Annotated in this window: 18 protein-coding genes and 2 pseudogenes; 6 read left to right on the top strand and 14 right to left on the bottom strand. The window is 62.4% G+C overall.

Translation table 11 applies throughout. The annotated features are described in order from the left end of the window. The 5 genes from ABMA46_RS21050 to cysD form a co-directional block, all read right to left on the bottom strand. Nucleotides 1-273, bottom strand: a 273-nt coding sequence (locus tag ABMA46_RS21050; RefSeq protein WP_349000119.1) for a group III truncated hemoglobin, incomplete at its 3' end; no start/stop codon positions are given. A 205-nt stretch (nucleotides 274-478) separates the two neighbouring features. Further along, complete coding sequence (locus ABMA46_RS21045; RefSeq protein WP_349001960.1) at nucleotides 479-610, bottom strand: hypothetical protein; 132 nt, start codon at nucleotides 608-610, stop codon at nucleotides 479-481. A gap of 160 nt (nucleotides 611-770) precedes the next feature. Continuing rightward, the gene (gene cysQ, locus ABMA46_RS21040; RefSeq protein WP_349001961.1) at nucleotides 771-1580 is read right to left on the bottom strand and encodes a 3'(2'),5'-bisphosphate nucleotidase CysQ; all 810 of its coding nucleotides are present in this window, start codon (nucleotides 1578-1580) and stop codon (nucleotides 771-773) included. 28 nt (nucleotides 1581-1608) lie between these two features. Further along, complete coding sequence (cysN, locus tag ABMA46_RS21035; protein ID WP_349001959.1) at nucleotides 1609-3531, bottom strand: sulfate adenylyltransferase subunit CysN; 1923 nt, start codon at nucleotides 3529-3531, stop codon at nucleotides 1609-1611. Continuing rightward, nucleotides 3531-4454 (bottom strand): sulfate adenylyltransferase subunit CysD, encoded by a 924-nt coding sequence (cysD, locus tag ABMA46_RS21030; protein ID WP_349001958.1) that lies wholly within the window; start codon nucleotides 4452-4454, stop codon nucleotides 3531-3533. Before cysD ends, cysN begins: the two co-directional genes overlap by 1 nt. 205 nt (nucleotides 4455-4659) lie before the next feature. On the opposite strand from cysD, the gene ABMA46_RS21025 reads away from it, so the two are divergent. Next, nucleotides 4660-5619, top strand: coding sequence for an NAD-dependent epimerase/dehydratase family protein (locus ABMA46_RS21025; RefSeq protein WP_349001957.1), 960 nt, complete (start codon nucleotides 4660-4662; stop codon nucleotides 5617-5619). On the opposite strand, the gene ABMA46_RS21020 is transcribed toward ABMA46_RS21025, so the two are convergent. Further along, nucleotides 5564-6127: a sugar transferase gene (locus ABMA46_RS21020; RefSeq protein ID WP_349001956.1), complete on the bottom strand. Its 564-nt coding sequence runs from the start codon at nucleotides 6125-6127 to the stop codon at nucleotides 5564-5566. The genes ABMA46_RS21025 and ABMA46_RS21020 overlap by 56 nt on opposite strands. Before the next feature lie 87 nt (nucleotides 6128-6214). After that, a complete protein-coding gene (locus ABMA46_RS21015) occupies nucleotides 6215-8119 on the bottom strand; it encodes a polysaccharide biosynthesis protein (protein WP_349001955.1) in 1905 nt (634 codons plus the stop codon). Nucleotides 8120-8395: 276 nt separating this feature from the next. Between ABMA46_RS21015 and ABMA46_RS21010 the strand changes: the two genes are divergently transcribed. The 4 genes and pseudogenes from ABMA46_RS21010 to ABMA46_RS20995 all read left to right on the top strand — a co-directional run. After that, nucleotides 8396-9346 carry a glycosyltransferase family 2 protein gene (locus ABMA46_RS21010; RefSeq protein WP_349001954.1) on the top strand — a complete coding sequence of 317 codons (951 nt, stop codon included), beginning with the start codon at nucleotides 8396-8398 and terminating at the stop codon, nucleotides 9344-9346. A 203-nt stretch (nucleotides 9347-9549) separates the two neighbouring features. Next, nucleotides 9550-10899 (top strand): DUF2793 domain-containing protein, encoded by a 1350-nt coding sequence (locus tag ABMA46_RS21005; protein ID WP_349001953.1) that lies wholly within the window; start codon nucleotides 9550-9552, stop codon nucleotides 10897-10899. Nucleotides 10900-11191: 292 nt separating this feature from the next. Beyond that, nucleotides 11192-11914, top strand: coding sequence for an ABC transporter permease (locus ABMA46_RS21000; RefSeq protein WP_349001952.1), 723 nt, complete (start codon nucleotides 11192-11194; stop codon nucleotides 11912-11914). Nucleotides 11915-12078: 164 nt separating this feature from the next. Continuing rightward, nucleotides 12079-12639, top strand: a pseudogene (locus ABMA46_RS20995) (ABC transporter ATP-binding protein); the annotation flags it as partial. 97 nt (nucleotides 12640-12736) lie between these two features. Here the strand turns inward: ABMA46_RS20995 and ABMA46_RS20990 are convergent. From ABMA46_RS20990 to rfbA, 7 genes are all read right to left on the bottom strand, one after another. Next, nucleotides 12737-13492 (bottom strand): class I SAM-dependent methyltransferase, encoded by a 756-nt coding sequence (locus tag ABMA46_RS20990; protein WP_349001950.1) that lies wholly within the window; start codon nucleotides 13490-13492, stop codon nucleotides 12737-12739. Between the two features lie 19 nt (nucleotides 13493-13511). After that, on the bottom strand, nucleotides 13512-14198 hold the full coding sequence (locus ABMA46_RS20985) for a hypothetical protein (RefSeq protein ID WP_349001949.1): 687 nt from the start codon (nucleotides 14196-14198) through the stop codon (nucleotides 13512-13514). A gap of 124 nt (nucleotides 14199-14322) precedes the next feature. Then, nucleotides 14323-18057, bottom strand: coding sequence for a glycoside hydrolase family 99-like domain-containing protein (locus ABMA46_RS20980; RefSeq protein ID WP_349001948.1), 3735 nt, complete (start codon nucleotides 18055-18057; stop codon nucleotides 14323-14325). A gap of 276 nt (nucleotides 18058-18333) precedes the next feature. Continuing rightward, complete coding sequence (rfbD, locus tag ABMA46_RS20975) at nucleotides 18334-19233, bottom strand: dTDP-4-dehydrorhamnose reductase (protein ID WP_349001947.1); 900 nt, start codon at nucleotides 19231-19233, stop codon at nucleotides 18334-18336. Then, a complete protein-coding gene (gene rfbB, locus ABMA46_RS20970; RefSeq protein WP_349001946.1) occupies nucleotides 19230-20303 on the bottom strand; it encodes a dTDP-glucose 4,6-dehydratase in 1074 nt (357 codons plus the stop codon). The genes rfbD and rfbB overlap by 4 nt, the downstream gene beginning before the upstream one ends. 8 nt (nucleotides 20304-20311) lie before the next feature. Beyond that, nucleotides 20312-20866: a dTDP-4-dehydrorhamnose 3,5-epimerase gene (gene rfbC, locus ABMA46_RS20965; protein ID WP_349001945.1), complete on the bottom strand. Its 555-nt coding sequence runs from the start codon at nucleotides 20864-20866 to the stop codon at nucleotides 20312-20314. Then, nucleotides 20867-21751 (bottom strand): glucose-1-phosphate thymidylyltransferase RfbA, encoded by an 885-nt coding sequence (gene rfbA / locus ABMA46_RS20960; RefSeq protein ID WP_349001944.1) that lies wholly within the window; start codon nucleotides 21749-21751, stop codon nucleotides 20867-20869. It abuts the gene before it with no gap. 473 nt (nucleotides 21752-22224) lie between these two features. Here rfbA and ABMA46_RS20955 point away from each other — a divergent pair. Further along, nucleotides 22225-24881: pseudogene (locus ABMA46_RS20955) on the top strand (hypothetical protein); the annotation flags it as partial.

The following is a 24881-nucleotide window of genomic DNA, read 5'->3' as shown; positions in this document are numbered from 1 at the left end:
GGCTTCCTTCAGCTTGAGGTGCGCCGGAACCGGCCGGCCCTGGTAAGTTCCCGTCTTGAGGATGACCGAACACCAGAAGTCGGTCATCTTCTCCAGATGCGGCTCCCAGTCGTCGGCGATGTGGCGCTCGAAAATCGGCCCCAGCCGCTCGTTTTTACGCACCCGCGCATAGAAGGCACGCACCAGCCGCCCGATAAAGGCGCGATCCACCTGCGGGTGCTCCAGCGGCTGCTCCGTCACGGAGCGGATTCGGTCGAGAGGCTGCGGATCCATCGGCTTCCGATATAAAGTAGTATTCCAGATACCACTTTTTACAAGCGCGCACCCTCATCCGCAAGGCACGAAACGTCGCAGCAGGCTGCGTGACCGTCAAACGAGGCGCAAGGCAAAATGCCTCACGCCGACAACCGGCGGACACGAGACCGGATTTCGAGTGAGACGACTGCAGCGCAACGGCTGATGGAAGAAGCAGCGACCGCTAAAGCACGGCGTTGGCGACGGCCAGCAACGTCAGCAGCGCCGACACGAGACTGGCGACAATCACGACGGCGCCGAACCCGAACGCCAGCCCCGAAATGAGATCGAAGGATCTGCCCATTGTTTCGGTCATGGTTCTGTACCCACCAGCCTCATGCTCCCGCGCCAACGCTCGATGGCCGCGCTTTTCGTCAAGGAAACGCGCAAACGCATTCGCGTGTCAAGGTCGGCGGCGGTCACCGGACAGAGCTGTTATTGACTATCAGCCTCGGACGCCCGAGCGCGTGGCGAGTTCAGTGACCGAACAGCCTTGCGTGCCAGTCCTGCGGAATATTGCCCCGGGAAACGAAGGACGGATTGCCGAACTGATCCGGATACGCGGGGAGCCGCTTTCCGTAGGTGAACGGCTGTCCATCCAGTGTCAGCGTCACGCCCCCCGCGGCCCGCAGAACGGCATCGCCGGCAGCCGTATCCCATTCCATCGTGCGTCCGAGGCGCGGATAGAGATCGGCCTCGCCGGCGGCCACGAGGCAGAATTTCAGCGACGATCCGACCGAAATGAGGTCGGCCCCCGGAAATTTCGCGATGAAATCGTCCGTCTCCGGCGTCCTGTGCGACCGGCTCGCGACGATGACCGGCGCCGCGTCAGCCGTCCGGACGGCGATTGATTTGCGATCGACCAGCTTTCCCGCAGAAGCGACGCTCGCCCGCGACGCCTTTGCGCCGGCGCCGCAGAATATGTCGCGACGGGCCGGTGCATAGACGACGCCGGCGATCGGAACGCCGGCCTCGACCAGGGCGATGTTGACGGTGAAATCCTGTCGCCGGTTGACGAACTCCTTGGTTCCGTCGAGCGGATCGACGAGGAAGAAGGGGCCGTCGCCGATCTCCGGCAGCACGCCGGACGAAACCTCCTCCTCGGCGACGCAGGGAATGGAAGGCCATTCCCGTCGAAGACCGCGCAGGATGATCGCCTCCGCGCGGCGGTCGGCCTCGGTGACCGGCGAGGCGTCGGCCTTACGGTCGACGTCGATCGGACCGGCATAGACCTCCATGATGGCATCACCCGCCTCGACGACGAGTCGCTCGAAGACCTCGATCATGTGCGACAGGTCGTTTTCGGTCACTGTCTCACTCGTCCCCTGCCGCCGGCTGGTTCTCTTCAAGCCAGCGCCCGATCGCCTCGGCCATTTCCTCCGGCGTGCGGCCAACGGTCTCAAGCCTGATCTCGGCGTTCTCCGGCGCCTCGTAAGGCGAGGAAATGCCGGTGAAGTTGGGAATCTCGCCCTTGAGCGCCCGCTCATACAGCCCCTTGGGGTCGCGGCGGATGCACTCTTCCAGCGGCGTGTCGACGAAGATCTCGACGAATTCGCCCGGCCGCATGATCTCGCGCGCCGCGCGACGCTCCGAGCGGAAAGGCGAGATGAAGGAGACGATGACGATCAGGCCGGCATCGGCCATCAGCCTGGCCACCTCCGCCACGCGGCGGATGTTCTCCACGCGGTCGGCGTCGGTGAAACCCAGGTCGCGGTTCAATCCGTGGCGGACATTGTCGCCGTCGAGGATATAGGTGTGCCGGCCCTCCGAATGGAGCTTCTTTTCCACCAGATTGGCGATGGTGGATTTGCCCGAACCGGACATGCCGGTGAACCACAAGACGCGCGGGCGCTGGTTCTTCAGCGCGGCGTGTGCCTTGCGGTCCACGTCCAGCGCCTGCCAATGGACGTTGGTGGCGCGGCGCAGGCCGTGGGCGATCATGCCCGCCGCAATCGTGCGGTTGGTGGTACGGTCGATCAGAATGAACGTGCCGGTCGAACGGTTCTCGCCATAGGGGTCGAAGGCGATCGGCGCCTGCAGCGACAGGTTGCACGAGCCGATCTCGTTCATCGCCAGCGACGAGGCCGCCTCATGCGCGAAATTCTCGATGTTGACGCGATATTTCAGTTCCGAGACGGTCGCCGGCGTCTGGTCCGTCTCGGTGCGCAAAATGTAGGAGCGCCCCGGAAGCAGCGGATGCTCGTCCATCCAGACGATATCGGCGGTGAACTGGTCGGAGACTTCCGGCGGCGCTTCGGGCGCAACCAGCATATTGCCGCGCGACAGCTCGATCTCGTCTTCCAAAAGAAGGGTCACGGCCTGATGCGCCTCGGCGGCCTTGACGCTGCCGCGCGGCGACAGGATTTCCCGTACCAGCGACTGCTTGCCGGATTTGGCGACGCGCACGGCGTCGCCGACGGCGACGCGCCCCGTCGCGATCGTGCCTGCAAATCCGCGGAAATCGAGGTTCGGCCGGTTCACGTACTGGATCGGAAAGCGGAACGGCGCGCTCGCGCGATCGTCGTCGACGACGACCTGCTCCAGATGCTCGATCAGCGTCGGGCCATCGTACCAAGGCATGTGTTCCGAACGGATGCTGACATTGTCGCCATAGCGCGCCGACATCGGGATCGGCGCGATGGAGGTGAAGCCGAGCTTGTCGGCGAAGGCGCGATAATCGGCGACGATCGCCTCGAAACGCCCGCGGTCGAAATCGATCAGGTCGATCTTGTTGACCGCCACCACGACGTGGCGGATGCCGAGCAGCGAGGCGATGAAGGAGTGCCGCCGCGTCTGCGGCAGGACGCCCTTGCGCGCGTCGACCAGCACCACCGCAAGGTCGGCGGTAGAGGCGCCGGTCGCCATGTTGCGCGTATACTGTTCATGGCCGGGCGTGTCGGCGACGATGAACTTGCGCGCCGGCGTCGTGAAGAAGCGATAGGCGACGTCGATGGTGATGCCCTGCTCGCGCTCGGCCTCCAGCCCGTCGACCAGAAGGGCGAGATCGATGTCCTCGCCGGTTGTGCCGAACTTGCGCGACGCGTTCTGGACATCGGCCAGCTGGTCCTCGAAGATCAGCTTGGTGTCGTAGAGAAGGCGGCCGATCAGGGTCGACTTGCCGTCGTCCACCGATCCGCAGGTGAGGAACCGCAGCAGGCCCTTGTTCTTCTGGGTGGCGAGATACACGCCGAGCCTGGTGCCGGCGGCGTCCTCGGTAGGCTTTTCAAGGCGCGTCATCAGAAATATCCCTCGCGCTTCTTCTTTTCCATGGACCCCGCTTCGTCCTTGTCGATCAGGCGTCCCTGCCGCTCCGAGGTGCGCGCCGTCAGCATCTCGCCGACGATCTTCTCGAGCGTATCGGCATCGGAGTCGATCGCGCCGGTGAGCGGGTAGCAGCCAAGGGTGCGGAATCGGACGAGGCGCTCTTCGGCGGTCTCGCCGTCGCGAAGCTTCATCCTGTCGTCGTCGCGCATGATCAGCATGCCGTCGCGCTCCACGACCGGACGGCGCTTGGCGAAATAGAGCGGCACGATGGGGATGTTCTCCGCCATGATGTATTGCCAGATGTCGAGCTCGGTCCAGTTCGACAGCGGGAAGACGCGGATCGATTCACCGGGCTGGACGCGGGTATTGTAGATGTTCCACATCTCCGGCCGCTGGTCCTTCGGGTCCCAGCCGTGCCGGCGGTCGCGGAAGGAGAAGATGCGCTCCTTGGCGCGCGACTTCTCCTCGTCGCGGCGCGCGCCGCCGAACGCGGCGTCGAACTTGTAGTGATCGAGCGCCTGCCTCAGCGCAACGGTCTTCATGACGTGGGTATGGACGTTGGATCCGCTGTCGAACGGATTGACGCCGGCGCGCACGCCGTCCTGGTTCACATGGACCAGAAGGTCGAAACCGAGTTCCGCGGCCATGCGGTCACGGAACGCGATCATCTCACGGAACTTCCACGTGGTGTCGACGTGCAGCAGCGGAAACGGCGGCTTGGCCGGCGCAAACGCCTTCATCGCGAGATGGAGCAGAACCGACGAATCCTTGCCGATCGAATACAGCATCACAGGATTGGAGAAGGTCGCGGCGACCTCGCGGAAGATATGGATGGATTCCGCCTCCAGCCGATCAAGATGGGTCAGCGCCTCAGGCGTATCTTTCAAGCTTTGCATGCTTCCGTTTCGTCTTGATATTGGTTTGGCTACCGCCCTTCAGGGCCGGTAAAATGTGTCGGCGGCGTCCGATAAACAAGACCGGCATGCCTATTTGCAAGTCCAAGCCGAGAGGTTCTTTACAAAGTTCCAAACCGGCTTGGAATAGGATTTTCCCAAGGTGCGGTGTCTTGCCGCCCGTCATGCGAGAGCGAGGAGCGAAAGGGTGACCATCGTCGTCACAGGCGCAACCGGAATGATCGGACGTCATCTCGTGGCAGCGCTGCGCGCCTCGGGCAAGCGCGTGCGCGTACTGTCGCGCTCTGTCGCAAAGCCGAACCTCGCCGAGGAAACAAGGAGCCTGCCTGCTCCGGAGGCGCCGGCCGGCCTGTTCGAAGAGGCGCTGGCGGGCGCCACCGGCATTGTTCACTGCGCGGCGCTCAACAGCGATGCCGGGCGCACCGAACGCGACGTCTTTGCGGCGAACGCCGTGCTGACCGAAAAACTCGGGCGCGCAGCGGCGCGAACGGTTCCCGGCCGCTTCATCTTTCTTTCCTCCACCCGCGCCATGATCGACGGATGGGAAACGGCGACGCTGGACGAGGCGACGGCTTGCCGTCCCGTATCCGCCTATGGGCGCTCCAAGCTGGAAGGCGAACGACTGCTTCGTGCGGCCTATGAGGCAGCCGGGCGAAGCGGCGACGCGACGGCTCTGCGCCTTCCGCCGGTCTATGGCGTGGGCATGCGCGGGCAGCTTGGCGCGCTGCTTCGGCTCGCCGACACGCCGATGCCCCTGCCGTTCAGGCGCTACGGGGCGCCGGGAACGCTGGTCTCCCGCAGCACGGCCGTCCGGGCCGCCCTGCTTCTGCTCGATCATACGGGTCCGCTGCAGGACATCTATCTCGCCGGGGATCGCCAAAGCCTGGACACGGGAGAGATCCTTGCCTCCTTCAGACGGGGCCTGGTGCGGGCCGAGCGCCTGTTCCACCTGCCCGAAGGCGTGCTGCGGTTCGCCGCCGCGCTCGCGCTGCAAGGGGACGCTGCCCGCCTGCTCGCCGCCGGTCAGATCGTTCGCTCCGACCGGCTCGCCGCTCTTGGCTGGCATTGCGAGGATGACACCCATGCCGCGCTCAGGGCTCTTGCTGCGGCGGCGCGACGGCCGGGCCGGGCCGGACAAACGTCCTGAACAGGATCGTCATGTCGGGCAACAACCCCATGCCGGCCATGTAGCGCGCGTCCAGCGCCGCGCATCCGGCGGGATCGGACATATCGACACCGCTTACCTGGGCGAGGCCCGTCACGCCGGGACGAATGGAGAAAACGCCGCGTCGTCGCCGCTCGGCAATCAGCTCGTTCTGGCTCGGCAGGCATGGGCGCGGCCCCACGAGGCTCATCTCGCCGACCAGGACATTCCACAGTTGGGGCAGTTCATCGAGCTTCCAGCGCCGCAATATCAGGCCGAGACGCGTCGCCGCCGCCGCGGGCGCATCATGCGTCGGCACCGACGGCGTGCCGGCATACATGGTGCGCAGCTTCAGGCAGACGAAAGGCTTCTCGTCGCGACCTACCCGCACCTGTCGAAACAGCGCAGGGCCTTCCGACGTCAGCCGGATGGCGAGCGCCAGCACCAGAAGCACGGGCGAGGCGAGCAGAAGGCCGAAGGCCGATGCGACAAGATCGACCGTCCGTTTCATGATCTCGATATTCTGCGGAGGCCTATACGCCACGACATGAGCCGTTTTCTCCGGCACGCCAAACCAGTTCTCCTGCTTCAAGCTTCGCTATTGCGCCGCTTTCGATTGGTCGGCCCCGACCGTTCCCAACGATGCTTTCACACATTCGAACAGGATGTGACGAACGGCTTCCTCGTCGCCGGCCGTCAAAGCCTCATTGAGCCTGGCCAGATTGGCGGGGATGTCGTCGTCGACGGACTCCAACTGCCGTCCCCTCAATATCTTGGGGTGGGCGGTCTGCGTAACGCCGTCGCGATCGTAGAAGAGTTCCTCGAAGATCTTCTCGCCGGGCCGCGGACCGATCGAGACGATCTCGATGTCGCCGTCGGGATTGGCGGCATTGCGAACCGTCAGGCCGGCGAGAGCGATCATGTCCTGCGCGAGATCGCGGATACGCACCGGCTCTCCCATCTCCAGCAGCAAAACGTCGCCGCTCTGCGACAGGACCGACGCCTGGACGATCAGTTCCGCCGCCTCACGCACCGACATGAAATATCGCGTCATGTTCTCGTGGGTGATCGTCACAGGGCCGCCATTGGCGATCTGCTCGCGAAAGAGCGGCACCACCGATCCACTCGATCCGATGACATTGCCGAACCGGACGGAACTGAAGCATCGCGGGCGCCCATCGCTCATCTGCCCCGCTCCGTAGTGGCGCACGATAAGTTCCGACCAGCGTTTTGTCGCTCCCATCACACTCGCGGGATGCACCGCCTTGTCGGAGGAGATCAGGACAAGATTCTCCACCCCGGCCCCACGCGCGGCTTCCAACAGCGTCGCCGTGCCGAAGACGTTGTTCCAAACCGCGGCAAGCGTATTGGCCTCGACAAGCGCGACATGCTTGTAGGCGGCGCAGTGAAAGACCGCGTCGACCTTGTTGTCCCGCAGCACCCGATCGATGAACTTCCGTTCAGCCACAGATCCCAGGACGGGAACAACCCGGCAGTTGGCGATCTGGGTCAGCTCGCGATCTATCTCATAGAGCCCATGCTCGTTCACGTCGAGCAGGACCAAAGCGGCCGGGCTGAAACCGGAAACCAGGCGGGAAAGGGCCGATCCGATCGATCCCGCAGCGCCGGTGACCAGAACCACCTTCCCGTTGACCGCCTGCCGCAGGAGGTCGGGATTCGCCGGCACTTCGGAGCGGCCGAGCAGATCGTCGATATCGAAATCGCGCACGAAATTGACGAGATAACGGCCGCCGGCAAGGTCGGAGATCGGTGGAACGATCCGAAGCTTCACCGGCAGGTGAGCCAGTTTCGCGAACACCTGCTTGCGTTGGGCCGCGTCCAGGGAGGACGTCGAAATGATGATTTCCTCGATGCCCATATTGAAGACCAGCGCGCCGACGGCATCGGACGTGTAGACGCGCAGCCCCATGATATCCATGCCGCGCAGCGTGGGATCGTCGCTGATGAAGCCCAGTACCTGCCGTTCCCTGGAGCTGTGGAGCGCGCTCAGGAGTTGGACGCCGGCATCACCGGCCCCGTAGACCAGAATCCGTTTCAGCGCGTAGTCGCCCTCGACGCTGCCAAGCAGCAGCCATTTGATGCCGAAGCGGCTGCCGATCAGGAAGGCGACCGCACCCAGCCAGTAGAACAGCGGAATGGTGCGGGGCACGCCTTCGGCGCCGGTCATGAAGGTGAGGAAGACCAGAGCCATCCATCCCAGTACCGCGAGCGTGACTGCCTGCAGGATGGTCCAGATCGCGCGATCCGGCAGGTAGCGCAGGACCGATCGATAGAGGCCGAGGCGGATAAAGATCGGTATGGCGATAACCGGCGCCGCGAGTATCAGCAGCGCCTGATTGAGATTGGGCTGGAAGGCGGTAGCGAAGCGTATGCAGTAGCTCAGCCACACCAGAACCACGAGGGCGACGAAGTCCATCGTCACCAGAATGAGGCGTTTGCGCGGCCGCGGCAGCGCGACGATGTGCTGTAAGGCCTTTCCCATAACCGCCCTGGCTGTCGCCGCGATTGTCCTCAGCAAGCCTGTACCCTATCACCGTCAATGCTTCGCCGCACCACAACGCCCGACAGCTTTCTGCCGCACGCGCCCAGGCGATTGCAACCGCCTATCCCGAGACAGGACGATCGACAAGTCCGCGGCCCATCACGCATGCGATCATCCGGTTACAGTGAGTGGGACCCGATTGCGAGCGGCTTGCTTGACGATCGCCGCGGATCGGGTGCAAGGGTCTGTCTCGCCCGAACAGGAAACGCCGCCATCGTGATCCCGACACCACGGAGTTCAGTCCGGCACGCGCATGTCGCGATCCTGCTTGCCACCTATAATGGCGATCGTTTCCTCGGCGAACAGCTGGAATCGCTGCAACGGCAACAGGTGGACCGGGTCGACGTATGGGCTTCCGACGACGGATCGACCGACGGCACGATCGATAGTCTCCAGGCCGCGGAGAAATCCTGGAACCTCGGCAGGTTCCGGATCGTCAGCGGCCCCCGCGCGGGGTTCGCCGAGAATTTCCGCAGCCTGATTCTCAATCCGGAGGTCGCCGCCGACTACTACGCGTTCTGCGACCAGGACGACGTTTGGGACAAGGACAAGCTGGCGGTCGCGGTGGACTGGCTGAAAAGCCTCCCGCCCGGCAAGGCCGGCGTCTATTGCTCGCGCACGCGCACCATCGACCTCCAGGGAAAGCCGGTCGGCCTGTCGCCGCTCTTTTCGCGCCCGCCGAGTTTCCGCAACGCCATCGTTCAAAGCATCGCCGGCGCCAACACGATGGTTCTCAATCAGCCGGCATGGGCGCTTGTGAGGGAAGCCTGTCGCGAGGACGGCTTCGTCAGTCATGACTGGTGGACATACCTGATCGTCACCGGTGCCGGCGGCGATGTTCACTATTGCCCGCAACCACGCATCGGTTACCGCCAGCATGCCGAGAACATCGTCGGTTCGAATACGGGCATGACCGCACGGCTGTCGCGTTACCGCTTCCTGCTGCGGGGCAGGTTTTCGAAGTGGATGGAGCAGAACCTGACGGGGCTTCGGCGCTGCGAGCATCTTCTGACCGACGACGCCAGGACCGTCCTCGCGGAACTCGAACGCGTGCACTCGGGCGCAGTGCCTGGCCGGCTGGCAGCGCTGATGCGCTCCGGCGCCTACCGGCAGTCGCTGGCCGCCAATCTCGGACTTTACGCTGCCTGCCTGCTTGGGAAACTCTGAAAAAGCCGGCGATCGGCCACGCGCCGAAGCGTGGACAGTTTTTCCAGTCGCGACAGGAATCGCCGGAAAAGAACGAGGCGAACCTGCTGACAACGCTCGCGTTTCCGACCGCGACTCCGCCAAGACGAGGCCTGCGGCCATCATTCTGTCAACACGTGCGGCGGCGGCGGCAAGATCGAACCGGTTGACACCGGAGCGACGCGATGAGCGATCAGACGAACCTGCTTGGCCTTCCCTATATCATGCCTTCGCAGGCCCAGAAGCACGTCACCCACAACGAGGCGTTGCGACTGCTCGACGCGACGATCCAGCTCTCCGTCGTCAGCCGTGGCCTGACGGCGCCGCCTGAGACGCCTGCCGAGGGAGACCGCTACATCGTCGGCGGCGGCGCGGAGGGCACATGGTCGGGCAAGGACGGGCTGGTCGCCGCTTTCCAGGACGGCGCGTGGACAATGCTGACGCCGCGGGAAGGCTGGCTGGCCTGGGTGGCGGACGAACACAAGCTCGTCTGCCGCACAGGCGGCATCTGGGCCGCGCTCGAGGAGAGCTTTTCGCAATTCCAGAATCTGTCCCTGCTGGGCATAGGCACCACGGCCGATGCGGCCAATCCGTTCGCCGCCAAGGTGAGCAAAGCCCTGTGGAGCGCCCCATACGTCGCCGATGGCGGCAGCGGCGACATGCGCTTCACCATGAACAAGGAGTCGGCCGCCAACACCGTTTCGCTGCTGATGCAGGACGGCTGGGCGGGACGCGCCGAGATAGGCCTGTGCGGCGACGACGATCTTTCGCTGAAAGTGTCTCCCGACGGCGCCGGCTGGGCGACGGCGATGCGGGTCGAAACGGCGACGGGCCGTCCGTGCTTTCCCCAGGGCCTCGTGCATTCGACAGGGGCTGCCGTCGCGCAATACATTCCGACCGACCCGGGCTCCGTCTTTCGCCTCGACGTCTCCCGTCCCGCCACGCCGCGCACCTTTGCCCTGTCAGGCGTCTCAGGCACGACGCTGACGCTGTCGTCCGCTTCGGCCGGTCAGATATTCGGCACTGCGATGCGCGGCCTTGCGGCGGTGCGGATATGGAACACCAGCAAGGCGCCGGCCGAAGCGGCCTGGGTGGACTACGATCTTTCGGCCGCCAGCCTGCGCGTGACCGACGCCGCCCATGTCGCCGGATGGTCGGCGGGAGACGCCTTGCGGTTCGGCGACCCGAACCCCACGGGTGCCAATGCGCTACAGATGGTCGCGATCGACATATCCGGCTTTCTGCAGAATGCGCTCGGCGCCGTCTTCCCGCAAAAGGGCGTGATGCTGCTGATCTACGCGTCTTCCAGCAACGGCCCCGCCGCACAAAGCTATTCGGGCACGGGCGCGGCGGGCACGGCGCTGGGCCAGAACGCCTTGGGCGACGGCATGGGCAACCAGATAAGCGTTCCGGTCACCACGCCGACGCCCTCGCCGATCTCGAACAGCAACCTCCTGTTCGTGCGCGAATCCCTCGCTGCCACGGCGACCGATCTGACGGTGGCGTTCTGCCGCGTCCTCGGGGTTTACGCCTGAGGCGCGCGGCACCGGCCGCTCCATCGGCCCGCCTTGCCGCCACAGGCGCTTGAACCGTCGCCGGTCGGGACGGAATAGGCCGGCCAACACAAAAGCGACAAATTCACAGGAGATGCATGCCGCCATTGCGCTTCATGGCAGCAGCATTGAACATTCCGCCCGCCTTCTGTATCGACCACCGCTGTCGCATCCTCCCTAACCGCACGAGTCGAGCCACCAGCAAACCATGATAAAACTGGTCCGCAGCGCCTTTACGGACATAGGTCACGGCATTCGCATGCGGCGGGTGTGGATGGCCCTCGCCCAGGAGGATATCGGCGACCAGCACCGGAGGACGGCGCTCGGCCCCGCGTGGCTGCTCATCAACTACCTGGCTTTCGCGGGGACCTTCATTGTCATCTTCGGCCAGACGGCGCAATCGCCCGACTATCCGGCCTATGTGGCGATCGGCCTGTTCGTGTTCTTCTACATGATCGAGGTGATCAACCTGAGCGTTTCGCTGTTCACGCGCGAAGAAAGCTTCATCAAGGGGACGACGCTTCCCCTGACAGTCTACATCATGCGAATGACCGCCCAATCGGCGATCCGCGCATGCTATGCGTTCGCCGGATGCATAGCGATCCTGCTGCTTGCCGGCACGCCGGTGACGAGCTTCTGGCTGTTTTCCGCCGCGGGACTTCTTCTCATCCTGCTTGCCACGCCGGCCGTCATCACGGTCTTCGCTACGCTGGGCGCCTTCTTTCCCGACATGAATTTCGTCGTGCAGAATATCACGCGACTGGCCATCTTTCTCACGCCGGTGTTCTGGGTGCACCAGAACGAAGGTGGCATACAGGGTGTTTTCTACTACTGGAACCCGCTTACCTATTTCCTCGAGATCGCTCGCGTGCCGGTGGTGGCGGGAGAGGTTCCGCTGCGCTCGTTCGCCTTGTGCATCGGCATGACGGCTGTCCTGTGGGGGCTTGCCATTTTTTGCCTCGGGCGTTTCCGCAAGCAGATCGTGTTCGTGCTGTAATGGTTTCCATCGACGTCGAAAATCTGGAACTGCGGTATCGGCTTCGGCAGAAGCTGTCCTTCGCGCCGACAGACAGGCGCATTCCGACCGGCGGACGCATAGAGGCCGCCGGCGGCCGGCGCTACGTCACGGCGCTGGACGGCGTTTCGTTTTCGCTTCAGGCCGGCGACCGGCTGGGCCTCGTCGGCCCGAACGGAGCGGGAAAGACGACGCTGCTCAAGGTTCTCTACGGCATCTACGAGCCGACCGGCGGAACGATCGCCATCAACGGCAAGGTCGACGCCCTCTTCAACATCAATCTCGGCTTCCGGCGCGAGGCCACGGGCCGCCGCAACATCGAGTTGCGCGGACTGATCAATGGCTGGAGCCAGGACCAGATCGCCGCCCGGATGGAAGAGATCATCGCCTTCAGCGAGCTCGGCGATTTCATCGACATGCCGTTCAAGACCTACAGCCAGGGCATGGCTGCCCGGTTGGCCTTCTCGATCGCGACAAGTTTCCAGCCGGAAATCCTGCTGATGGACGAATGGATCGGGGCCGGAGACCCGCCCTTCCAGGAGAAGGCGCGCGCGCGGATGAAGCAGATGTCGGAAGACGCGGCCATCCTGGTGCTCGCAAGCCACAACATGGCGCTCCTGCAGAGCACCTGCAACAAAATCCTGAGCCTGGAAAACAGCCGCGTGAAGTGTTTTGAAGAAGCGGATATCTATTTTAGTAATAAATAGAATAAGAGAATAAGGCCCATTATTCTAGAATTTGTTAAAGAGCCTTATCCTCTATGTTGCTGTATTGAAACCGCCGTTTGCCAATTTTCAATAGCTGTCACGGTTTACGCAAGATAATCCAATCCTGCCCATCGGGGTGAGTCACCGCATCTCGACCGCACCAATTTCCATAGTAAACCCGATCAACGATATAGCCCTGTCTCGCAACCAATTCCGTTAACCAGTGCTCAGAATACGCGATCACATGGCGTGGATTGTTTGGATCTTGGATCGAGCAGTGATCGCTCAATCTGTGAGTCGGCTTGAAATAACCTTTTCCGTCTCTGACCAAAGCCTCGGACTCGTCATTAAGAAGAAAGGCCGTAAAGATGAAAGTGCGACCAGGAGACAGAAGGTTGAAAACCTTTTCCAGATAGCCGACCACGGTACTTTCATACAAATGAGTAAAAATGCTCAGGGCAATAGCTATATCCAGCGGGCCGCTGCATAATTGTGAAATATTTGCCGATACATCTCCCGCATCGCCTCTTTCGAACGCATTTCTAATATGCGTTTTTTCAAAACGGTATTGAGGGTGAACAGGGGAAAAATTGGCTCGCAACCAATCGATTTGCGTCGGCAGAACATCGAACCCGACATAGCTGCCAGGGAAGCCGGCGCTTAGAAGACCATAGGCAGCCCGCCCCCACCCGCAGCCGATGTCAAGGAACTGTCCGCTTCCAATTCCTGCCCTCTGCTGGATGAGAGTGATCAGTTTCTTGCCGTGTTCGAGTCCAGCAGCGGCGTCCTTATCCATAAACAACAGTTCTTGAGGTGGAAGAGGTATGCCTTCAACCGACGGGTATATCGCCATTGGTGCCATCCATTTTGATCTAAGTAGGAATATTTCCGTTTTCCTTGAGAATCCTTATCGTCTCATAGGAAGTAATACTATAGTCTCGTATGTTGGATATAGCCAACTCGCTCAACGGGGGGCGACGCTCTTCCGGTAGTTTCTTTTTGTAATCGTTCTTAGAAAGTGGAAGGACAAAGTCCGGAATCGCGGGCGCGTCAAGTTCCTTGATGAGCCTGCCGAAATCACCGACTATATTCTCCGTCCTAACGGCAAACGAGTTGGCCGGCGTCAGACGTCGGGCGACGTGCGGAGGCAGATACCAGCCAAGGTCCATGTGCATGTGAAGCCTGCTGTTGCGCATGGCCTTGTCCGCAATCATCCGGACGGCGGCATCTTTCGCGGTCAACGCTTCTGCCAGATCATTTGCAGACTGAAAGGTTTCATAGATGTGCCGCCATTGTTCATTCCGGGGCGGCGCTTCGGGGAGAAGAACTTTCTCCCATAGATCCCACTCAAAGGCAGAAACGAACCGCGCTACCGGATCTCGAATTAGGACAATAAAAAAAAGGGTTGGATCGTCGGCAAGAATAGCATCAGCGAGATCGGCATTACTGTTACCGCAGTGATGCTCTTTCGGGAAAATCTTGTGCTGGTTGAGCGCACTGTGAACGCTTTCGCCAGCGCATTTCCCGACATGGACAAGATGAAGATCTAAAGGTTTCATATTATATTCAGTTAAGATAGAGTGACGATCGGATTAATAAATATTCAATTTATATCGAACATTCACAGTCTTCGTTGTCGATACGACGTAAGCAAAATCTGCTTCATGGTACGCCCTCAAATCATCACGCATGCCCATAGCGCTCATTGACCCTCGCAATGCCGTCGAGGTCGGCATCGGTCGCCAACCGCATTCCGCTTGCAGCGACGCTCAGCGCCAGGCCCCTCTCTATCGCATGGGCCAGGGTACCGTCTATCTGGCCGGCTTCGGTCTCGAAATCTTCGGCTGCGAACCTCGTGGTCATGAGCGGCTCGATCGCCTTGGCCCGGGCCATGAACATGGTGCCCGCGAAGAAGGGTTGCGATCGCACCTGCCCTTGCGACAGGCCCAATCGTTCGCCGATGGCGAGAATGCGCGCTTCGTTCGATCCCAGGTAGGTCGACATCGGAACGTAATGCCCCTCGGGGCCGACCATGCCAAGATGAGGGTCTGCCATGAACGCCGCCAGAGCCGCGGTGAATTTCCCCGGCGACAGCAGCCGCGCATACAGGTCCCGGCGCCAGACGTCCCCGTCGTCGCGGTGTAGCGACTTCTTGGTGTGCACCTTCACAAGAAACTCGAATCCTTCGCCCATCAGATCCCCGAACGAAGAAAAGAAGGGAAGAACATCGCGGCCCCGGTTCGGAACGATACGCAGTGAATAGTCCCTCCCGCTTTTTTCCAGTCGGTCCCGGACATCCGCCGCCTTCTCGGCGGTCGTCGTCGCAAATATCTTGTGCTGTTTCGGAAGCGGGCTCGCGAAGGACAGAATCTCGTCCAGCACATCCGGGTAGAACGCATGGATGACGATCGCGACGGGTGCCTGCGTGGCCGCGGGGAGCAGGGACGCATGGCCGCCCGTCGCCTCCAGCGCATTCCGCGTCTCCTGCAAATAGGCGTAACCATTGGCCGCGTCGGGCTCGAGATGCGCGCCTTCCGCCCATTCGTTCCACGCGTTGACGAAGACCAGCCGCTCCTGCGGGTTCCCGACATGCGCGACCGTGTCCCGGATCGCGTTTTCGAGCCAGCGGCGATAGAGCGCCGGCGTGCTGTTCACGAAGATCGAAGCGCCGGACTTGCGCCGCGCCGTGTTGTCCCATGACGGGCAGACGGACCGGAACAGCGGATATTTGCGCTCCGCATATGTCTCGCTTCGCTGCGGAAAACAGCTCCAGTCGTAGATATTCGCGCTGAAATCCTCCCTGAGCGGCGTCACCGTGTCCGTGACGTTGGGCGGAGCGGAATTGTTGGGCGGGAATTCGACGGCGGCGTCGAAACCGTAGAGGGTCGGATCGACGGTCTCGAAGGATTGCGTGTAGGCCAGGAATATCTCGCCCACGCCGTTCTCCCGGCACCATCGCCGCCAGCGCTCGGCGGTCTCGCGCGCCGAAGGCAGGAGGCTCGGGCGATAGACGAGCAGAAGCGGCTTGCCGTCGATGCGTATGTAACGCGGATCGCGCAGATAGGGCGCGGCTTCCGCGATGAAGGCGAGGTCGTCCTGCGGTGAATGGTCCTGCGCGATGAGGACTTCACGGTCGAGCCCGTCCCAGCGGCGCGACCAGTTCTCGTTCGCCCAGCACAGGCAGAACGGCAGGTCGAGCGACTTGTCCGCAAGCCAGTTCTCGAGCGGCTTCTCGAGCAGGCGCTTGCCGCCGAACCAGTAGAAGTAGAAGCAGAAACCCTCCACGCCGTAGAGCTTGGCGAGTTCTATCTGGCGGCGCTGGACTGCCGTATCCCGAAGGTCGTAATAGCCAAGCTCGCCGGGGACGTGAGGCTGGTAGTGACCGACGAATTGCGGGCTGGCGGGCCGCACGTTGGTCCACTCCGTGAACCCCGCGCCCCACCATTCGTCGTTCTCCGGGATGGGGTGGAACTGCGGCAGGTAGAAGGCGACCACGCGCACCGGCTTGTTTGCCGGGGGCGCGACGGGCAGCAGGGGAACATAGCCCGTTGCGGGCGCTGCGGAATCGGCATCGCGCGCCATTTCGATCCCCGGCGATGCCACGACATTCGCAGACTGCTCGTTGAAGTTGCGCCATGCCTTGTAGGCCTTCGTCCTGCGGAAGACGACGGGAAGAGATTTGAAAGCGGCGGACTTGAAGCCTTGCTTCGCGCGCGTCGGCAGCGGCAGCTTGTGCCAGGCCGACCGAGCCGATTTCGATATCCCGGTCCGGGCGTTGCGCGGCAACCCGCCGATGGCGCGGACGGGTGCGGTCAGCCGCCATGACGTGCTGCGGTAGACGGCATCCAGAACATTGTGAAGCCGTTGCTCCTCCGCGCGGGCCTGGTTCCGCTCACGGTCGACAGCGTCTGCCTGGGCCTGATAGGCATCCCGCTCCCCGGCGAGCCTGTCGACCTCTCCCTTGTAATGCGCCAGCCTGGCCTGCGTTTGCGCGAACTCCCGCATTTGGCTCCGAATTCGATCGAATCTGAGCTGGAGCTCCTGCTTTTGCGCCTGCGCTCCTTCAAGCGCGGCCGTCGTGTCGGCGAGATCGGTCTGCACCGTTTTTAGTGCCTGCTCCCGCTTCATCGCCTGCGCAAGCTGCTGCCGAAGGTCGTTTATTTCCGATCGGAGGCTTTCGGCGGCGCCGTCGCTCTCCGAGGCGCGCCGTTTCAGATCCTCCAGTTCGGATCGGGCCGCCGTCAGAAGCGATGCACGCTCTTCGGCCAGATGCCCGAGACGTTCGGCATCGTTCCCCTTTGCGGCGGCTTCGCTCGACACTTCGTCGAAACGGGAGATCAGGTCGCCAACGAGTTGATCCAGCGAACGGTTGTCTCCATCCTCGACGCGCAGTTGTTTCCTGACCTGAAAGAGAAGCTGCTCGTTCACCTGTCCGATCTGTTCGCGCTGCGCGGACATTTCTTGGACGTTCGACGTCAGGGTCTCGATTTCCCCGCGCGCTTTGAAAAGAACCTCCTGGACATTGGCCAGGCTCGCGGCCAATTCCTCCGCTTTCCCGTTCAGTTCATCCCGCTGCTGATCCGATTGGCGCCGCAGTTCCCGCTCCGTCTCGACCGCGGATTGTGCATGGCTGCGCGCCGTCGCCAGCAGGTTTTCGAGGATCGGCAGGGCGCGCCGGAACTCGAAATAAATCCTGTCGAGGGTCTGTTGAGGATCCTTCGCGCCGGGATTGGCGCTCAGCTTGATCAGAGCTTCGAAAGCCTCGCTGCACCAGCCGCGCAAGACCGGATCGATCGCGACCTCGGCGGCGCTCTTGGCGTGGTGACGCAGTCCCTCGCTGAGAAACTCGTCGACCAGCGGCGCGACTTCGTCGGATGATGCAGGAAAGCGAATCTTCGTTTCCTTGGCGACCTTCGACACGGCGTCGCGCCAATTGCCCAGCAGGGCGTCGTAGGTGACCAGCGTCCTCTTGTAGCCGCGACTCGAACGCTCGGCCTCGAGGACGTGCGACAGCCACAGCAGGGCGCCGTCGGCCATGGAAAATCCTTCGGGCCAGAAAGCCTTGCGCGCCTCCAGAGACGAGAAAACCTCCAGCGGATTCCGGAATATGAGGATCGGGGAAACGTCGATCCCCGCCTCTTCGAGCGTCTCCATGAAAAAGGTCGGAAACCTGCAGATTCTCGGATCCTTGACCACGAACAGCTTGGCGTTGCCGTAGTCGTCCTCGATGATCTTCAGAATGTCCTTCCTGGCATCGGCCTTGCGCTCGAAGGATAGGCCGGTCAGATCCAGCGGCCTCCAGTCGTGCCAGCTGGAATGAAGCCCCTGCAGGAACTGCTCGTTGTAGGCGACCAGCCTGTAAGGCTCCCAGTGGCCCGCGTCGTTGCCTTCGGCGGCCCCCATCAGGCGTTGCGGCAACTGGCATCCCAACAGTGAAAGCGTCCGGGTCAGGGCGCTGGTGCCCGACCGGTGCATGCCCAGAATCAGAACGCAGGTCCGTCGCGCGGCCGGCCGGCGGCCGGTCGTTTTGCGTGACACAGACTGCTTTTGCTTCACCATCGTTATCCAGGGACTCGTGTTGCTCGATCTTGACTGAAATATACGTGCTCTATCACCGGGACGGGAAGGACAGTAGGGCCGGATTGGTCGAACCGGAGCCCAGCCTGGGGTTTCGACCATGAAAATTGGCGAATTTCATGATCTCGCCTTCTCGATCGGGAGAACCAGGCTCTCGACGGCGGACAGGACGCTTTGCTGCCAGCGCGGCGCCGCGTGCGCGAACACGCGCCGGAACCGGCTGCTGTCGAGCCGGGAATTGGCGGGACGGCGCGCCTTTGTCGGATAGTCGGCCGTTCCGATCCGCCGCACATTGGCGCGCGGCCCGCCGCGCTCGCCGGAGACATGGAAGATCTCTTCGGCGAAATCGGCCCAGCTCGCCTCGCCTTCGCCGGCGAAATGATAAATGCCCCATGCGTCGAAATCGTCGTTCACGAGCCTGCGCGCGGCGACCAGAACGGCTTCCGCGATGTCGCCGGCGGACGTCGGATTGCCCCATTGGTCCGCGACGACCGAAACCTCGTCGCGCGTCTCCGCCAGCCGCAGCATGGTTTTCACGAAGTTCTTCCCGAACGGGCTGTACACCCAGGCCGTGCGCATGATGACGTGGTTCGGATTGGCTTCCGCGATCGCCCGCTCTCCCGCCAGCTTGGACGCACCATAGACGCCTTGCGGCCCGGTCGGGTCGTCTTCCCTGTACGGCCTGTCCAGCGTTCCGTCGAACACGTAATCCGTCGACAGATGGATCACAGGTGCGCCGACGGACGCGGCGGCCTTGGCCACGTCCCTCGCCCCCGCGCCGTTGACCGCGAAGGCCAGTTCCGGCTCGTCCTCTGCCTGATCGACCGCGGTATAGGCGGCGGCCGAGACGACGACGTCGGGCCGCACGGCCCGGATCAGCGGTGCGATCGTCTCCGGCCGCGCGAGGTCGAATTCCGGGCGTGCCGCGAATATCGTCTCGAGATCGCGCTGATCCGCGGCCCGGGCGGCAAGGCAGCGTGCCACCTGCCCCTCCCTGCCGGTGACGAGAACCTTCACGCAGCGCCCCGCTTGCCATCGCCCAAGCGCTCGCCGGAATAGCGTTCGCGCCGGATCGGCCCCCACCACCAATCGTTGTCGAGATACCAGTCGACCGTGCGGGCAAGTCCTTCCTCGAAGGTCACGGACGGCTTCCAGCCGAGCTCGCGCTCGATCTTCGAAGCATCGATCGCATAGCGGCGGTCATGGCCGGGGCGGTCGGTCACGAAGGTGATCTGGTCGCGATAGGAGCCGTCGGCAAGCGGCCGGCGCCTGTCCAGGACGTCGCAGATCGCTTCCACCACGGCAAGGTTGGTGCGCTCCGAGCGACCGCCGACATTATAGCTCTCGCCCGGCCGCCCTGTCGTGGCGACCAGCTCGAGCGCCCGCGCATGATCCTCGACGAAAAGCCAGTCGCGGACATTCGCCCCTGTCCCGTAAACCGGCAGCGGCCGGCGATCGAGCGCGTTGAGAAGAACGAGCGGAATGAGCTTCTCCGGAAAATGGAAGGGGCCGTAATTGTTGGAACAGTTGGACAGGACCACCGGCAGGCCGTAGGTCTCGTGCCAAGCTCTCGCAAGATGGTCGGACGCGGCCTTGGAGGCCGAATAGGGAGACGACGGCGCATAGGGCGTCTCCTCGGTGAATATGCCGCTGTCGAAGGGCAAATCGCCGAACACTTCGTCGGTCGAGACATGATGAAGCCGGAAGCCGTCGCGCTTTTCGCCGGACAAGCCGCGCCAATATTCGAGCGCCGCATTCAGCAGCCGAAAGGTGCCGACGATATTGGTTTCGATGAAAGCGCCAGGCCCGTCGATCGAACGGTCGACATGGCTTTCGGCAGCCAAATGCATCACCACATCGATCTCGTCGCGGCGCATGATGTCGAGCATGGCGGCGTCGTCGCAGATGTCGGCCTGGACGAAGCGGTAATTGTGCGCATTTTCGATCGCGCGCAGCGAGGCCAGGTTGCCGGCATAGGTCAGCTTGTCGACATTGGTGACCCTGTAAGCCGGATTGGCGCAGAGATGGCGGCAGACGGCCGAGCCGATGAAGCCGGCCCCTCCGGTCACGAGAATGTTTTTCGTCACTGTCGTCCTCACTCGAAAACCTCGGCGTCGCGCAACAGGGGCGCCGCCTCATCCTTTTGCGACAAGGTGAAGGGTGCCACCGCCTGCGGCCAGTCGACACCGATATCCGCATCGTCGAAACGGATGGAGCGGTCATGGTCCGGCGAATAGAAATCCGTCACCTTGTAGATCACCTCCGTATTGTCGACGAGCGTGACGAAACCGTGGGCGAAACCTTTCGGCACCAGAATCTGGTTGCCTTTCTCGGCGCTGACTTCAAGCGCGGCCCACTTGCCGAAGCCCGGCGATCCGCGGCGTATGTCCACGGCGACATCGAGGATGGCGCCGCGCACGACCCGCACGAGCTTGTCCTGCGCGCGCGGCGCGAGTTGGTAATGGAGCCCGCGCAGCACGCCGGCGGCGGCCGAATAGGAATGATTGTCCTGAACGAAGACGAGATCGATCCCGGCTTCTGCCATCCGTTGCGCGTTGTAGGTTTCCGAAAAGAAGCCGCGGTCGTCGCCGAAACGGCGCGGCGTAATCTCGAGCACTTCGCTCAAGGCGAGAGGCGTAACGGTCAGCATTCAGATTTCTTCCTCGAGTTCCGCCATGCGCCGCTTCAGATAGACCGCATACTCGTTCTTGCCCAATCTGGCCGCGCGCTCCAGAACCCTTGCCGGCGCAAGCCAGCCGTTTTCGACGGCGATCTCCTCCGGGCAGGCGATCTTGATGCCCTGCCGGTGCTCGATCGTCCGCACGAAGGACGACGCCTCCTGCAGGCTGTCATGCGTGCCGGTGTCCAGCCAGGCATAGCCTCGGCCGAGCCGGTGGACCGAAAGTTCTCCACGCTCCAGATAGACATTGTTGACGGTCGTGATTTCCAGTTCGCCCCGCGCCGAGGGTTCGATCGAGGCGGCAATGTCGAGAACGTCGTTGTCGTAGAAGTAAAGTCCGGTCACGGCCCAGTTCGACTTCGGCTTCAGCGGCTTCTCCTCGATCGACAGCGCCTTGCCCGTATCCTTGTCGAAGCTGACGACGCCGTAGCGCTCGGGATCGTCGACACGATAGGCGAAGACCGACGCCCCCCTGGTCAGCGTCGACGCGTTGCGGCATACGTCGGAGAGACCGTCGCCAAAGTAGATGTTGTCGCCGAGGATCATCGCCACGCTGCTCGATCCGACGAACTCGCGCCCGATGATGAACGCTTCCGCCAGTCCGTTCGGATGAGGCTGCTCGGCATAGGAGAATTCCAGGCCGAACTCGCTCCCGTCGCCCAGCAGCTCCTTGAAGGCAGGCAAGTCGCGCGGCGTGGAGATGACGAGAATCTCGCGAATGCCCGCCAGCATGAGAACGCTGAGCGGATAATAGATCATCGGCTTGTCATAGACAGGCAGGATCTGTTTCGAGACCGCCAGCGTCAGAGGATAGAGGCGCGTGCCGCTGCCGCCGGCCAGAATGATACCCTTCATGAAGTCGCCAACGTCCCTGTGTATGGAGTCATGTGCTGAAAGGTTGCCGCGCCAAGCGCTGGCTGATCGCCGTGACGTTTATCGGCCGGGCTTTTACAGGTCAATACAATGGCGGTCCCGGGCAGGTTCCGGGTAAATCACGCTTTGTATCCCCTTGAAGCCATGCGCGAAGATCTTGTTTGCCGACATTGTCAACGGACGAAACCATGGGACGGGACACTTGCCATCCGCATGAAGACACGCACGCTTATTCATTGGATTCGAATACAGCAATAGTTCGTCGCAATTCGTGCGGCCGAATCCAGCAAGTTGACCCGAATATCTCGGGCACGCCTACAATTGTCCTCCCTCAAATGGGGGTTGACCCGCAAATGACTCTCAAACATCCTTAGCATCGGGTTTATTTGTGGCGGCTTTTCGGTCTCGAGCATGATGTTCGAGCCGCCGATCGAGCTTTGTCAGGGGGGAAGATCATGACTGACGCAACTTATACCGCCGATGCTGGCTCCATTGCCGGCTTCGCTCAAGTTATGGACGCTCTTGTCGTCATTACGAGCGGCGACGTCTCCAACGCACAGACAACAACTTGCACCTTAACGGTCGAGACGGACCTTGGCATCCTTGTCGCTGTCTTTACCGGCACTGATTTCGTCTATGACGAGGATTCATCCCTGGCCGGCGGTACGATCACCGGCGTCTCCTTCACGCTCGACAACGTTCACCAGGGCGATATCACGACCTCGCTGCCGGTGTCCGACGCGCTGCAGGCCGCCATCGCCGAAGAGAATGGCGATTACGCTGCGATCGAGCACTTCTTCATGTCGTTCAACTGGACGTATCACGGCAACGACCTCGGGGAGGTCGCGGATTCCTCCGACGTGGTCGGCGACGACATTCCTTTCAATCCCACCGGCAACGACACCATTTTTCTCAACGGCGGCGACGACGTCTTCTATTCCGGAGACGGCAGCGACACGATCAGCGGCGGCGCCGGAAACGATGTGCTTGACGGCGGCAACGGCAGCGACACGATCAACGGTGGCGACGGCAATGATGAGATTCATGGCGGCAACGGCGCTGATATTCTCAACGGCAATGCCGATGACGACATTCTCTACGGTGACGCCGGCAACGATACGATCGACGGCGGCGACGGCTCGGACGAGCTCTATGGCGGCGCTGGCCTGGACCATCTCTATGGAGGATCTGGCGACGACACCCTGACCGGTGGCGGCGGTAACGACACGATCGATGGCGGCGATGATTTCGACGACGTCTGGTATGCGGGCGAAGGTGGCGGAGCGGGCGTTACCGTCGATCTCGCCGCAGGGACGGCGACCGACACCTACGGCGACACCGACATCCTGATCGGCATCGAGGGCATGGCCGGCACCAATCATGACGACGTCCTGCGCGGGGACGACGGAGACAACATCATCCGCTCGCTACGCGGCAACGATACCGTCGACGGAAGGGGTGGCAGCGACGAAATCCACTATGGCGGTGACCACGACGTTCTTTACGTGGAGGTCGACCTCGTTGCTGGCACCGGCATCGAACATTATGCCGACGGCATCACGACCGACACGCTCACCAGTATCGAGCGTATCCGTGGCAGTCATGGCAACGATACGCTTTACGGCGACGACAACGACAATATCATCAAGGGCCTTGCCGGCGACGACGCGATCGACGGGCGAGGCGGCATCGACGCGGTCGATTATCATAATGACGCCAACTCTGGCGGCACGTCGGGCGTCACCGTCAATCTTGCGACGGGAACAGCAACCGACGGGTTCGGCGATACCGACACGCTCACCAATATCGAGGATGTGCGCGGCACAAGGTTCGACGACATCATCACCGGCGACAGCGGCTCGAACCTGCTGGTCGGCGACGACGGTAACGACACGATCAACGGCGGCGGCGTCGCAAGCGCCGAATTTTCCGACTTTCTCGATGGTGGTGCCGGCAACGACACCCTGACCATCGTCGGCCAGGGACAGGCGCTCGGCGGCGACGGCGACGACCGCATCATCGGCGAAACGTCGGGTGACGTCGACAACATCGACTATGCCGAGGTTCTTTATGTCACCTCGACAACGGGCATCGTCGCCAACCTGACGGCCACGAGCCACGGCGGGTTAGGTGGCGGCAACACGACCACGGGCTTTCTGGTCAATGACGGCCTCGGCGGGACCGATCGAATCTCGGGCCTTCATGTCCTCACGGGCAGCGATTTCGACGACACCATCTATGTCGATTCGAGTTGGACCAATTCGTTCGGCAGTTGGCTCGAAGTCCGTCTCGGTGCCGGCAACGACCGTGTCGAAGGCGACGGGACAGCTGTCATCAGGGTGACCTACGGAGACGCCGGCGGGGCGGTCAACGTCAACCTGGCGACCGGAACGGCTACAGACGCCAATCCCGGAGATCATTTCATCGGCACGGATACGCTGATCGGGGTGACACAAGTCCGCGGCTCGTCCTTCGACGACACGATCACCGGAGACGGCAACGACAACCAGTTGCGCGGTCGCGACGGCAACGACCACCTCTATGGCGGCGACGGCAACGACGTTCTCTACGGCGACGAGAAATCCGCCTCTCCATTCGTTGGCAATGACTATCTCGACGGCGGCACGGGCGCCGACCAGATGTTCGGCGGCGCCGGCAACGACACCTATGTCGTCGACAATGCCGGCGACGTGGTGGACGAGAGCGTGGCCGGATCGGACGGCTTCGACCGGGTGCAGTCGTCGATCACCCTCAACCTGTCGGACGCCGTCCACGTCAAGGGCGACATCGAGATGGGCGTGTTGACCGGCAGCGCCAACGTCAACCTCACAGGCAACGGCCTCGACAACCTGCTGATCGGCAATGCCGGCAACAACTTCATCGACGGCGGCGCCGGCAACGACACGCTGCAAGGCGATGCCGGCAACGACACGCTGCAGGGCGGCACCGGCGCCGACCTGATGCAGGGCGGCGCCGGCAACGACACCTACATCGTCGACAATGCCGGTGACATCGTCGACGAGACTGGATCGGATGGTTTCGACCGGGTGCAGTCCTCGATCACCATCAACCTGTCGGACGCCGTCCACGTCAAGGGCGACATCGAGATGGG

Origin of the sequence: Mesorhizobium hunchu (assembly GCF_040081975.1) — a bacterium.
In the GTDB taxonomy this organism is placed as follows: Bacteria; Pseudomonadota; Alphaproteobacteria; order Rhizobiales; family Rhizobiaceae; genus Mesorhizobium; species Mesorhizobium hunchu.
Note: the sequence above shows the minus strand (reverse complement) of the source record. Positions and strands in the feature narration are given on the sequence as shown.